At 68.0% G+C, this 12131-nt stretch carries 15 protein-coding genes; 10 read left to right on the top strand and 5 right to left on the bottom strand.

Annotation, left to right across the window (positions count from 1 at the left end; genetic code table 11):
* Positions 1-56: 56 nt before the first annotated feature.
* Together D187_RS16740 and D187_RS16745 are read left to right on the top strand one after the other, a co-directional pair.
* On the top strand, positions 57-878 hold the full coding sequence (locus tag D187_RS16740) for an SDR family oxidoreductase (protein ID WP_002629140.1): 822 nt from the start codon (positions 57-59) through the stop codon (positions 876-878).
* Between the two features lie 57 nt (positions 879-935).
* A complete protein-coding gene (locus tag D187_RS16745) occupies positions 936-1391 on the top strand; it encodes a hypothetical protein (RefSeq protein ID WP_002629139.1) in 456 nt (151 codons plus the stop codon).
* A 9-nt stretch (positions 1392-1400) separates the two neighbouring features.
* Here the strand turns inward: D187_RS16745 and D187_RS16750 are convergent, their stop codons facing one another.
* Together D187_RS16750 and D187_RS49990 are read right to left on the bottom strand one after the other, a co-directional pair.
* Complete coding sequence (locus D187_RS16750; RefSeq protein WP_002629138.1) at positions 1401-2213, bottom strand: class I SAM-dependent methyltransferase; 813 nt, start codon at positions 2211-2213, stop codon at positions 1401-1403.
* 92 nt (positions 2214-2305) lie between these two features.
* Positions 2306-3043 carry a hypothetical protein gene (locus D187_RS49990; RefSeq protein ID WP_076606178.1) on the bottom strand — a complete coding sequence of 246 codons (738 nt, stop codon included), beginning with the start codon at positions 3041-3043 and terminating at the stop codon, positions 2306-2308.
* 236 nt (positions 3044-3279) lie between these two features.
* Between D187_RS49990 and D187_RS49995 the strand changes: the two genes are divergently transcribed.
* Positions 3280-3699: a type II secretion system protein GspG gene (locus D187_RS49995; RefSeq protein ID WP_002629136.1), complete on the top strand. Its 420-nt coding sequence runs from the start codon at positions 3280-3282 to the stop codon at positions 3697-3699.
* A gap of 55 nt (positions 3700-3754) precedes the next feature.
* Here D187_RS49995 and msrA read toward each other — a convergent pair whose 3' ends face one another.
* The 3 genes from msrA to D187_RS16775 all read right to left on the bottom strand — a co-directional run bounded on the left by msrA (position 3755) and on the right by D187_RS16775 (position 5544).
* Positions 3755-4525: a peptide-methionine (S)-S-oxide reductase MsrA gene (gene msrA, locus D187_RS16765; protein ID WP_002629135.1), complete on the bottom strand. Its 771-nt coding sequence runs from the start codon at positions 4523-4525 to the stop codon at positions 3755-3757.
* Between the two features lie 157 nt (positions 4526-4682).
* A complete protein-coding gene (locus tag D187_RS16770; RefSeq protein ID WP_043430207.1) occupies positions 4683-5132 on the bottom strand; it encodes a hypothetical protein in 450 nt (149 codons plus the stop codon).
* A 193-nt stretch (positions 5133-5325) separates the two neighbouring features.
* The gene (locus D187_RS16775) at positions 5326-5544 is read right to left on the bottom strand and encodes a hypothetical protein (RefSeq protein WP_002629133.1); all 219 of its coding nucleotides are present in this window, start codon (positions 5542-5544) and stop codon (positions 5326-5328) included.
* Between the two features lie 263 nt (positions 5545-5807).
* On the opposite strand from D187_RS16775, the gene D187_RS16780 reads away from it, so the two are divergent.
* From D187_RS16780 to D187_RS16810, 7 genes are all read left to right on the top strand, one after another.
* Positions 5808-6479, top strand: coding sequence for a DUF2231 domain-containing protein (locus D187_RS16780; protein ID WP_002629132.1), 672 nt, complete (start codon positions 5808-5810; stop codon positions 6477-6479).
* Between the two features lie 6 nt (positions 6480-6485).
* Positions 6486-7076 (top strand): alpha-ketoglutarate-dependent dioxygenase AlkB, encoded by a 591-nt coding sequence (locus tag D187_RS16785; protein WP_002629131.1) that lies wholly within the window; start codon positions 6486-6488, stop codon positions 7074-7076.
* Positions 7077-7212: 136 nt separating this feature from the next.
* A complete protein-coding gene (locus D187_RS16790) occupies positions 7213-7728 on the top strand; it encodes a hypothetical protein (protein ID WP_002629130.1) in 516 nt (171 codons plus the stop codon).
* A 277-nt stretch (positions 7729-8005) separates the two neighbouring features.
* On the top strand, positions 8006-8341 hold the full coding sequence (locus tag D187_RS16795; protein ID WP_043430209.1) for a hypothetical protein: 336 nt from the start codon (positions 8006-8008) through the stop codon (positions 8339-8341).
* Between the two features lie 25 nt (positions 8342-8366).
* Positions 8367-9647 carry a hypothetical protein gene (locus D187_RS16800; RefSeq protein ID WP_002629128.1) on the top strand — a complete coding sequence of 427 codons (1281 nt, stop codon included), beginning with the start codon at positions 8367-8369 and terminating at the stop codon, positions 9645-9647.
* A 180-nt stretch (positions 9648-9827) separates the two neighbouring features.
* The gene (locus tag D187_RS16805; RefSeq protein ID WP_245591739.1) at positions 9828-10301 is read left to right on the top strand and encodes a DUF4112 domain-containing protein; all 474 of its coding nucleotides are present in this window, start codon (positions 9828-9830) and stop codon (positions 10299-10301) included.
* 46 nt (positions 10302-10347) lie between these two features.
* On the top strand, positions 10348-12075 hold the full coding sequence (locus tag D187_RS16810) for a DUF4832 domain-containing protein (RefSeq protein ID WP_002629126.1): 1728 nt from the start codon (positions 10348-10350) through the stop codon (positions 12073-12075).
* The last annotated feature ends 56 nt before the right edge of the window (positions 12076-12131 follow it).

The following is a 12131-nucleotide window of genomic DNA, read 5'->3' on the forward strand; positions in this document are numbered from 1 at the left end:
GTAGGCAGGCCGTGGACCGAGGCTCCGGAACGGGAGCCCCCGCGAAAGGACCCGCTGTGAGCACGCTCAAGGGCAAGACCCTCTTCATCACCGGCGCGAGCCGGGGCATCGGCCTGGCCATCGCCCTGCGCGCGGCGCGGGATGGCGCCAACGTCGTCGTCGCCGCCAAGACGTCCGAGCCCCATCCCAAGCTGCCCGGCACCATCCACTCGGCCGCCGAGGAGATTCAAAAGGCCGGCGGACAGGCGCTCCCCCTGATGGTGGACATCCGCTTCGAGGACCAGCTCCAGGCGGCGGTGAAGCAGACCGTGGAGCGCTTTGGCGGCATCGACATCCTGGTGAACAACGCCAGCGCCATCAGCCTCACCGGCACGCTCGAGACGCCGATGAAGAAGTTCGACCTGATGTTCGGCGTGAACGTCCGGGGCACCTACGCCACCACCCAGGCCTGTCTGCCCGAGCTGCTCAAGGCGAAGAACCCGCATGTGCTCACGCTCTCGCCGCCGCTCAACATGAAGGCCAAGTGGTTCCAGAACCACGTGGCCTACACCATGGCCAAGTACGGCATGAGCATGTGCGTGCTGGGCATGGCCGAGGAGTTCCGCGACCAGGGCGTGGCCTTCAACGCCCTCTGGCCGCGCACCACCATCGCCACCGCCGCCGTGAACATGCTCGGCGGGCAGGGGATGATGGAGGCCAGCCGCACGCCGGAAATCATGTCCGACGCGGCCTACGCCATCCTCACGCGCGACAGCCGCTCGTGCACCGGCAACTTCTTCCTCGACGAGGACCTGCTGCGCGAGCAGGGGGTGAAGGACTTCGACAAGTACCTCGTCAAGCCGGGCACCCAGCCCCTGCCAGACTTCTTCATCGACTGAGTCTTCCGGGTCGCCTGCTAGGGTGCGCCTTCGCCGTGGGTCGTTCCGGGAGGGCGCATGTCGTTCGTCTTGTTCTTCTTCAAGGTCTTCGTCTTCAACCTGCTGGTCAGCAAGCTGCTCGGGCTCGCCCTGACGCCCCTGGTGAAGCGGGCCCTCTCCGAACAACCCTCCGTGGGGGCGGGGACGGGCTCCCCCCAGAAGCTCGCGACCCCGGATGTGATCGCGTTCGTGCTGCTGCTCGCCCTGTGCTTCCTCCAGGGGCTCCTCGTGGCGGGCGCGCTCGGACTGTCCCTCCAGTCGCACCCCGACGCCTGGCGGCCGCTGTGGTACCTCGTGGGCGCGGGGTCGTTCCTCCCCGTGAGCCTCGCCGCCTACCCCAAGGACGACACGCGCGCCCGGACCGGGCAGGTCCTGGGCTACCTCGGCTCGCTCTCGGGCTACCTCCTCGCCTCGTTCTGGCCCGGGGTGGTCCCCGGGGCGCTCCTGGTCATGTCGCGGGTGCTCGCCGTGTGAGCCGGGTGCTCAGGCCCGGCCGACCGCGCGACCCCAGGCGGAGTAGAACACGGCGTCCTTCGCCTTCTCGATGCGCACCAGCTCTTGCTTGAGCTTCGTGATGGTCTTGCGATCCACCCGTCCCGCCTTGAGCAACGCGGGCGCGGCGCTCAACAGGACCTTCTCGAAGACCTTCGTGAACCGCTCCCGCTCCTTGGCCTGGCGCGAATCGAAGTGGAAGGATCTGATCTCCGTTTCGACCTTGCGGAAGCCCGCTTCGGTCAGGAGGTTGCCGAGCAATGCACCGACGAAGGGATGCCCGCCGGTCTCCCACTGGTGGTCGTTGAACTCGAACCAGTATTTCAGCAGCGCGGGCGAGTAGGGATTGACGAAGAAGGTCTGGTTGAAGACCTCGCTCACGAAGACAGGCGCGTTCTTCTTCAGCCGGCTCCGGGTTTCCTTCAGGACCTTCAGCGGGTCCTTCACGTGCTCCAGGAACCAGCAGATGTATGCGCCATCATAGGCATTGCCCTCGAGGGCGGAGAGGTCGGAGGCGTCGGCCTGGAACAGCCGGACGCGTCCCTCCGCGAGTTCTCGCTTGAGGTAGTGACGGGCGGCCTCGAGCTGCTCGGGGACGAGGTCCACCCCGTCGATGGTGATCCCGGGAAAGCGCTTCAAGAGTATCTTGGTCTGCGCGCCCACGCCGCAGCCCACTTCGAGGATCCGACCCTTGGGCTTGAACTCGACACCCGGACGGACCCACTTGTCGAGATAACGGGCCTGCTCGATCAAGCGCTCCTGCTCGACGGGGTCATAACCGTGGATGTACTCCTGCTTTTTCACGAGGCCTCCCTTGCCCATGAGGGTGGCCCCGCGAGGTTGCCGCCCGCAATACCTTTTGCGGGCAGTCATCCGCTCCCGAACGCATGCCCGGCTCAGGGCTGAACGGAGCGCGGCTGCGGGTCAGGCTTCTTGACCGGCACGTAGCATTTGCCCTGGTACTCGGCCGTGCTGCGCGGACAGGGAGCGGTCTTCGCGAGTTCGTTCCAACAACCGCCTCGTATCTCCACCTGTGCTTCGGGAATACACGGAGGCTTGCGCTGCTCCTTGAAGGGCGTCTCTGGCATTGGGTAGGCGATGGCTGGAATGGATATGTCCTGGCCATCGGAGAAGAAGATGGCCTCGGTGGGTGTGTCGCCTGTCTTCGGCTGCTCGATAGGCCTTGGCCAGAGCAGGAGCGCGAGTCCCGCGGCCAGCGCCAATCCCGCGCCCGTGAGTCCCCAGCGCTGCACCTTGTGTCGTGAGGAGGCCGCCCCGGGCTCGCGCGAGAAGAGAGCCCGTACGTCCTTCCGCCCGTCGAGCTGGGCCAGGGCGCCCGCGAGCCGGATGAAGCCCAGGGTCATCTCGTGGAACGTTGGGAGCTTCGCCCCGGCCGTGCGCTTGGGATGCACGACGAGGGCGTCCGGCTCGGTGAAGTTCGTGGTCTGCATGCTCCAGGGCGTGGACGTGCGCCAGTCGTCACCCGTGCCCGGCATCACGACCAGCACGGGTTCTCCCGTCTCGACGTGGTGTGCCTCATAGATTCGGCCTTCGTCCTCGGGTATCCCCGGGTAACGCTCACCGACTCGATACGGGCCCAGCCGACGTCCCTTCCACTCCGATGCGTCGCTCATGTCCGCGTCTCCTCTCCTGCTCCTCCTACTTCGGATGTAGGACGCCTGTACAGACCCGGAGAGTCAGAAACAGGCCGCCATCACTTCGAGCGTCGTGGGAGCGCGGGTGCTGACAGAATGGCAGACCGATGTGGCGGGTCTCGGACAGGAGACGCACGGGCCGTGGGTCTTGTCACGTGGGGCCGAGGACTTGCTTACCGTGAGCGGCCGGTACGCGGCTTGAAAGGGCTCCGGAGATGGCCCACGCGCCCCCCGAACAGTCGAAGCTCGATTGGCAGGCATTCCTGCACAACCTCCTTCGCTTCGCTTCTGTCCTGATCCTCCTCCTGTTGGGGGGAACGGTGTTGCTGTTCGCGGGTTTGGCTCTCGTGAGCATTGCCCGCGCGAATCAGGAGAGCGCCGAACGCGACCTCGAGCGCTTCCAGACAGCACTGAGGCTCTATCACTCGAAGTACCACTGCTATCCTTCCCCCGCGTGGGGGCTCCGGGAGCTCCTGGACAGCCTGGAGCTGGATTGGGCTTCGTACGATCCTTGGGGCCATCCCTATGGATATGAGCTGCGTGAGGATCAGCCCCGGGTGTGGAGCCTGGGCGCGGATGGTGCTCCTGGCGGCGAAGGCGAAGACGCGGACATCTTCCTCCCTCGAGAGCCCTGAGCGCCCGGCTCCTCACCCTCCCATCCTCATCCCCCCGGGCCGCGGGGGCCCTCGCTCACTCGCGCATGTAGTGGCAGGTGTAGCCGCCCGGGTTCTTCACCAGATAGTCCTGGTGGTACTGCTCGGCCGGGGTGAACTCGCCCGCGGCGGTGATCTCCGTGACGACGGGCCGCTTCCACTTGCCCGAGGCATCGACCCGGGCCCTCACCTTCTCGGCCACCCGGCGCTGCTCGTCCGACAGGTAGAAGATCGCCGAGCGGTACTGCGTGCCCACGTCGTTGCCCTGCCGGTTGAGCGTCGTCGGGTCATGCATGCGGAAGAACCACTTCTCCAGTAGCGCCTCGTACGTCAGCAGCTTCGGGTTGAAGACCACGCGCACGGACTCCGCGTGCCCCGTGCGCCCCGTGTGCACGTCGTCATACGTCGGGCGGGAGAACAGCTTCGCGCCGCCCGTGTAGCCCACCTCCGTCTCGATGACGCCCGGAATCTCGCGCAGCAGATCCTCCATCCCCCAGAAGCACCCGCCGGCCAGATACGCTGTCTCCCTCGTCGCCTCCTCGTTCGTGCCCTTCGTGGGCGCCGCCGGTGCCACCGCCTCTCGCGGCGTGCCCGGTGCCGAGCCGCCGCCCGTGGGCTGCCGGCCGTCCTGGCTCCGCGCGGTGGGTGGAGTCTGGGCGCTGGAGGCGTTCGTGGCTGGCGGGGCGCCGTGCGCCTCGGTGCACGCGCTCAACACCCCGAGCAGGGCCAGCATCGCGGGCAACAACCGGCGCGGCACCCCTGGCGAGGCGCGGCGGGCGAGGGGAGGGACGACGGGGTCGGACGACATGGTTCAGGCCTCCGGACACGCCCGGCGTGGGCGCTCTCTCTCTTGTACGCGGGAGCCCCGGGCTCGTTTCAGCCTTTGTTCACGCCCATTCCCCACCGGGCGGCCGGGCGGGTCATCCCCGCTCCCTCATCCTGGCGCTCGGCGCCGGTCCGGCCTCCTACTTGCGCAGTTCAGGGAAGAGGTCGATCGATTCGGGCGTGCAATAGAACGAGGTGCTCTTCACCTCGGATTCGACTCCCGCGCTGTCACGCACCTTGAACTCCACCTGGACCAGGGCACTGTCCGAGGATGCGGAGGGCGCCTCGCAGTAGAGGACATGGCTCCAGGCGATCTCGGACCAGGGCATGTTGACCCTCCACTCCCATTGACCGGACAGCTGGTACGCCTGCTGCCAGAGCGGCGTGAGGGGGCCACTGCCGCCCTCGGCGTAGGCCGAGCAGCTGAGCTGCTGGAGGGAGATGCGCACGCAGCGGATGTTGGAGACCGTGAGCGCGGCATCCACGTTGCCCAGGGACTCCTCGGGGGAAACGGACGTGGACTCGGGGGGGACACCGCACGCGCTCAGCAGCAGCGTGGACAGGAGGAACCGGCGGAGGGGAAGGGGCATGGGGGTTGGTGCCGCGGCGGGAAGGATGGGGTGGAACGAGGGGCCGCGGGGCACTCACGGCATCGAGCAGGCAGTCAAGGAGAGGTGCGTGGGGGTTTCAAGCCCCCGCGCATGTTTCCTCGTGTTTGGTGGGTGGAGGAGCACCGTGACGGGATGGGCTCCATGGCTGTTCGTGCGTGAGTGCTCCGCGGGCTCAATCTGGCGGCTCCAGGTAGTTGCCGTCGCTATCGGTGATGGTGTCCATCGCGTATCCCTCGGGCGGCTCGTTGGACCCGGCATTGGCCTTGCCGGCGGGGGTGGAGGGGATGGTGTCTGGCTTGGCTGAACGGTGCTCCTCTGGCCGGGCGCCCTCGCGGGGCGGGTCGGAACCTGGGGGAGCCGTGGCGCCACGTTCCTTTTCCGACTCTTTCATGTGTGGACCTCCTGCTCGTGCAACGCCTTGAAGTTGCCCATGGGGCGACTGGTTCGAGCAGACGCCCGGGCCTGCCCGCTCCCTTTGCGCTGGGAAGCCCGACGCGCGGCATCGTGGATGCCCTCCGAGCGTGGGGGCGAGCCCCGGATGGCGGGCTCGAGAGCCGGGAGGAGGCGGGGGGCGGGGGCGGTGCCTAACCTCCACTCATCACGGGGGCCGGTGCGGCCGAGCCACGGGCCCTCCTCAACACGGGGGAATGGTCCATGAAGATGCTGCTTCACGAATTGCACCCGTCCGTCGTCCACGCTCCTCTGGCCCTGTTGCCCACGGCGACGGTGGCCGACTTCATCGCGGTGGCGAGTGGGGATCGGGCCTGGGCGAAGGTGGGCCGGCGGCTGTGGGTGGCCGGCACGGTGAGCGCTCTCTTCGCCGGCGTGGCCGGACTGGCCTCCTCGCAGGAGGTGAGGCTCGAGGAGCCCCGCGCGCGGGACATGGTGTTCCTCCACGGCATGGGCAATGCCGTCGTCACCCTGGGCGCGGTGGGCGTGACGCTGTGGCGGTTGAGTCGTCCTCCCTCGCTCACCCAGAGCGTCATCGCGCTGCTCGCCAACTCGGTGGCGATGTACACCGCCACGCTCGGCGGCAAGATGGTCTACGAGCTGGGCGTGGGCATCAACCCGATGCCGGCGGATGCCGCGTCGGGCACGTTGAAGGGACCGCCGCTGCTGTCGCGCGAGGCGCCCGGAGCGCTCGTGCGCGACGCGCTCCAGGGCGTGCGCTGGCTGTTCGTCCGCGCGAGGAGCATCTGGGAGGGGTCCCGCCCGCTGCATTCCGGCGCGAAGGGGTTCGGTCGGGGCTATGAGGGTCCCACGGTGCCGGACGAGGCCCTGGTTCCGGACTCCACCGAGCCGCGCTCCGACGCGCCCAGGATGTGAGCCGGGATGGCCAGGCAGCCCCAGGTGGCCGGACTTCCAGAAGGGCTGAGCTATCTGCCCGGCTTCCTCTCCGAGGAGGAAGAGCGGGTCCTGGTGGACGAGCTGTCACGGCTCGTCTACCGGGAGATCCACATGCACGGGGTGGTGGCGCGGCGCACCGTGCTGCACTACGGCTGGGACTATGGCTATGAGTCCTGGCGCCTCACGCCCGCGCCCCCGGTGCCTGGCTTTCTCGAACCGGTGAGGGCCCGTTGTGCCGCCGCGGCGGGGCTCGAACCCAGTGCGCTCGAGGAACTCCTCATCTCGCGCTACCCTCCCGGAGCGAGCATCGGCTGGCATCGGGATGCGCCCATGTTCGGCCCCTGTGTCATCGGGGTGTCCCTGCTCGGGCCGGCGCGGATGCGCTTCCGGCGTAAGGTGGGTGATGCCTTCCAGACGGTCGCGCTCGAACTCGAGCCCCGCTCCCTCTACCTCATGGCCGGAGCCTCGCGCACGGAGTGGCAGCACACGCTCTCGCCCGTGAAGACCCTGCGCTACTCGCTGAGCTTCAGGACGTTGAAGCCTTCCTCGGGCCGGGAGGCGAGGCGGCCCGTGTAGGGTCGGGCGGGCGGCCAGGGTGGCTGGGGATCGGGCGGCTTTTCGTAGAGACTTGTCTTCGGGTCCAATGCTGCGCCGAATGACCAGTACTTAACCTCCTCTTGGCGGTAACCCATACACCGGAGGAGGAGGAGTCATGCGGCATGTGAAGGCTTTGTTCGTGGGGACGGCGGCGGCTGTGTTGCTCGTGGGCGCGGGGTGCAAGAGTGGTAGCCAGCAGGAGCAGCAGGGCCAGCAAGGGCAGCAGGGCACGGGTGGCGCGGGAATGAACCAGGGCGGCCCGTCGACCCCGCATGGTGAAGGCTCTACCCTGGGCGATGATACCGGAACGACCGGACCGGGCGGCGCGGGCAGTGTGGGCAGTGGCTCCGGAAGCGACCTGGGGACGGGCAGTGGCTCCGGCGGCTCGGGAAGCGACGTGGGAGGCACGGGCAGCGGCGGCTCCGGCGCGGACAACATGGGCAGCGGCTCTGGCGGCTCGGGGAGTGACCTGGGAGGCACGGGCAGCGGCGGCGCTGGTACGGGCAGCATGGGCAGTGGCTCCCAAGGCGCGGGTGACGACCTGAGCGGCACGGGCAGCGGCGGCTCCGGCGCGGGCAGCACGGGCAGCGGCTCCACCTCGGGTTCCGGCTCGGACGACACCCGCCGTTGAGGCCAGGGAATGACGCGCGGACACCCCGCGCGAATGCCGTGGGGAGGTCCCCGGCTCCACGAGGGAAGGCCGCTTCGTCCCCCCCAAGAGGGGTCTTTCACGTGGAGCCTGGCGTGACCAGGAGAAGGTCCTCGAGGCCACTCGCCTCGGGGGCTTTTTCTTTTTCCTCGAGTCCTTGCAGGCGAGCGAGAGCAGCGACGGCAGGGGACAGGGCGGACGAGGAAGACGCGAATCCAACGCTGAGATGAGGGGGCGCGGATGTTACTCTGCGCCGTCGATGGACCCATTCGTGCGGCGCCTCGTGGAGAGGCTCCATGACCCAGCCAAGCCCCTGTCGCGCAACCGGCACTTCCACACGTTCGACACCCCCGAGGGTCGGATGGCGCTGAAGGTGTTCCGCCGGCTCAACAGCATCCACCGGGACATCCTCGCCTGCGTGAAGGAGGGGCGGAGGGCCCGGCTCTTCCGCCACGTCAACGACGAGGGCGAGCACCGCATCGAGCTGCACTTCGAGCGCATCGCCGGACGCCGGGTGTCCCACCTCAAGGCCGCCGAGCTGGAGCTGCTCGCCCGGCTACCGGGGGTGCGTGATGCGCTCGAGGGAGACCTCTAAGCGGCCCTCGGGAGGTCCCGCGCTCATGGAGACCTCCTCTTCCACCCTTCACGCCGTCCGGGGAACGCGCGCGCTGCGCCGCTGGCTCGAGCAGGCCGTCGACCTGCGCGGCCTCGACCTGGAAGGCTTTCGACGCTGGCTCGGCGAGCAGCTGTCCCGCTGGGAGTTGGATCCGGCCTTCGCTCAGCGCGCCAGGATCCGGGACCTGCGACAGGCCCACCCCGAGCTCCTGGCCCTGGAGCGGACACTCCGTCAGGCCATCGCCGCGGATGAAGCCTCTCCCCAGGCGGAGCGTCTCTTCCAACTCGAAGAGGAACTCTCCAGGGCGGACAAGGCGATCGCCGGGCTGGGGGCCGCGCTGGAGCGGACGACCGATGCTCAGAAGCTGTCGGGCTCGCGGCACAAGCTCGCCGCCTTTCAGTCCAGGCGGCAGGCGCTTCTGGGTGAGCAGGCGCTGTTGCTCCAGGCGAGCCCCGCGCGGCGGGAGCTGCTCCGGGTCCAGGCGGAGCTGGAGCAGCTTCGCTCCCGCCTCGGACTGGAGCGCGCGGAGGCCGAGCTGGCCGGGCTGTCGCGCGACCAGGGGCATCGTTCCGGGCACGCGGGCCAGTCCTTCGAACAGCAGGTCCTCCCACTGACGTGGCGCTTCATCGTGCCCGAGCTGTTGCGGAGGGGTGGTGACGCGGCCCGCCTCCGGGTGCTCCGGGGCGTGGGGCTCGGCGCGGCGCGGACCGAGTTCGATCAACTGATCATCCGTCAGCCGCGTCGCCCCGGGCAGCCGGTCGAGGTGCTGGGCATGGTCGAGGTGAAGCGCAACTTCAATGACCTGGCCCATGGCTTCCGTCATCGTCAGGAGAACCTGGCCTGGTTCAAGGGCGAGGCCGGACATTACGATTCCAGTCTGTATCGGACCCGTTACTTCCGCTCCGGACACTTCGACCGGGAGGCCGTGCACGAGGAAGACGGTGAGCGGTTCATCTTCTCGCGGGACTCCTTCCGGCACTTCCGACGCGAATCGGGCATCGGCCTGTTCCTGCGCCGCCTGTACTTCATCACCCGGGGGGGCATCCTGAGCGGTGTCTCCACCGCGGCGCTGGCTCGCATCCGCCACCGCGTCGCGACGGATGCGCGCTGGCGGCAACGCGGGGATGCTTCTCTGGGCGAGCTGCTGCGCTGGTGCCAATCCCTGGCGGAGCCCCTGGAGGCTCCGGACGTGCTCCGGCTGTATGGCTCGATTCCCGCGCGAGCACGTCAGGTCTTGGTGATCGAGCCGCGTTCCATGAGCTCGAACTCCCGAGAGGTAGTTTAGGTTCTTACATGATTTTCTTGTTTTGACGTTCTGGCGGGTTTCGTGCGATACGCCCCGAGACCGCTGAGCGGTGGCCGCGAACCCGACTGTGCCGTACCCGATGATGGCCGTGGACCAGCGTTGACGGCCCTCCCTGGGAGGGCTCCTCTGCCCCCGCGTATGAGCCCACTGCCCGCCCCCATGAGTTCTCCCGCCGATTCCGCCTCGCTCGAGCAGGTTCGCCGTCTGGCACGGCAACTGGACACGTCCATCCGGCTGCCCGGAGGATTTCAAGTCGGCTGGGACGCCGTGCTGGGTCTGGTGCCCGTCGTGGGCGACTGGGCGGGTGCGTTGCTCTCCTGCTACATCATCTGGCAGGGAGTGCGCCTGGGCGCCTCGCGTGAGGTGTTGCTGCGCATGGTCGGCAACGTGGGGCTGGAGGCGCTGGTGGGCGCGGTCCCCTTCCTGGGCGACGTCTTCGATGCGGCCTGGAAGGCCAATACGCGCAACGTGCGCCTGCTCGAGAATCATCTGGCGGCCCCCACCGCCACCCGCCGTGCCAGCCGGGCATGGGTGCTCGGCATCGTGTTGCTGCTGGTGGCGGTGTTGACCCTGGTGGTGACGCTCGCCGTGCTGGCCGTGCGTGCCCTGGCTTCAATCGGTGGTCAGGGCTGAGTCCACGCCCGTTTCCCTTGTCCAACCCAGTCGTCGAGGAGTGTTCATGCGTAGATCGATGTTGCTGCTGTCGGGCCTGTTGCTCACGTCTTCATCCGCCCAGGCGGCCATCTCCGCGGTGGTGGTGGGCAACGACACTTCCTCCGTCCAATACCAGTTCCAGTACAGCGGGACCCCGGCCTACCGGCGTGCGTACATCGATGTCGACCGCAATCCCGCGACCGGGTTCGCCCAACAAGGGATCGGGGCGGACTACCTCCTCGAGAACAACTCCCTGTACGCGAACGTCGGCGGTGGGTGGAACTGGCAGTTCATCAAGACGGTGACGTACACGGACTCGGCGGGCACCGTGAAGTGGACGGTCGCGCGTGCGGACATTGCCGAGACGGCGACCCCGAACGACGCGGATGTCGTCTTCCAGATCGAGGCACCGCTCGAGACGTCCGCCAAATACACCCACGTCTACAGCGGCGGCACGAGCCCGAACCCGGGGACGACGCAGTACACGGCGAGCAGCGCCACCATCGCCAACCCGGAGCGGGGCTTCTATCACCACATCAATAACTGCAACGAAACCGATTTCGTCGCCTCCACGTTGAGCGCCTTCCGCACCAACGAGAAGATCACCCAGGTGATCTGCGTCTTCTACCTGGCGGAGTTCAAGAACAGCCCCATCAGCCAGGCGCAGTTGGAGCGCTTCCAGCGGCAGGCGAACTCCGTCCGGGCCGCGGGGCTCAAGATGATCGTCCGCTTCGCCTACACCACCTCGGAGTCCGGGGACGACGCGCCCCTGAGCCGCGTCACCGCGCACCTGGATCAGCTCGCGCCGTACCTGAGCGCCAACAGTGACGTCATCTCGGTGGTGCAGACGGGGTTCGTGGGCGCCTGGGGCGAGTGGGCCTACACCCAGAACTTCGGCAACCTGGGGAACGTGTCGCAGACGGATTGGAACAACCGCAAGGCGGTGGTGGACAAGCTGCTCAGTGTCCTCCCGGCCTCGCGCATGGTCCAACTGCGCACGCCCAAGTTCAAGCGCACGATGTATGGCACCACGGCGCTCTCCGCCGCGCAGGCCTACAACGGCTCCGCGAACGCTCGCATCGGCCACCACAACGACTGCTTCCTGGCCAGCGCGGACGATTTCGGGACCTACACGAACACGTCCGTCGAGTACCCCTACCTGTCGGCCGAGACGAACTACCTCGCCATGGGCGGAGAGACGTGCGCGCTCAACCCGCCGCGCTCGGATTGCTCCACCGCGTTGAGCGAGATGGCCTTGTTCCACTACTCCTATCTGAACGTCGACTACTCCATCCCGGTCATCAACAGTTGGACCAGCGGCGGGTGCCGGCCGGAGATCGATCGCCGGCTCGGCTACCGGTTCGCGCTCGTGTCCGCCACCTTCCCGGCGACCGCCACCCGGGGCGCGGCCATGTCCCTGGACATCCAGATCAAGAACGAGGGCTGGGCGGCTCCCTACAATCCCCGGTCGGTCGAGCTGGTGCTGCGCAACACCTCGAGTGGCGCCGTCTACCGCGTGCCCCTCTCGGTGGATCCGCGCCGCTGGCTGGCGGGGACGACCACGTCGATCGGCCCGTCCGTCACGATTCCGACGAGCGTGCCCGCCGGCAGCTATGCCCTCCTGCTGAACCTGCCGGATCCGGCGTCCTCCCTGAACACCCGTCCGGAGTACTCCATCCAGCTGGCCAACCAGAACGTCTGGGAAGCCTCCACCGGCTTCAACAACCTGAACCGGACGGTGACGGTGCAGTGAGCCCTTGAGGGCAGGCGTCGGGGCTGGCGTCGGCGACGACGGCGCCAGCCCCGGGT

The sequence above is a fragment of the Cystobacter fuscus DSM 2262 genome (genome assembly GCF_000335475.2).
GTDB classification, from domain to species: Bacteria; Myxococcota; Myxococcia; order Myxococcales; family Myxococcaceae; genus Cystobacter; species Cystobacter fuscus.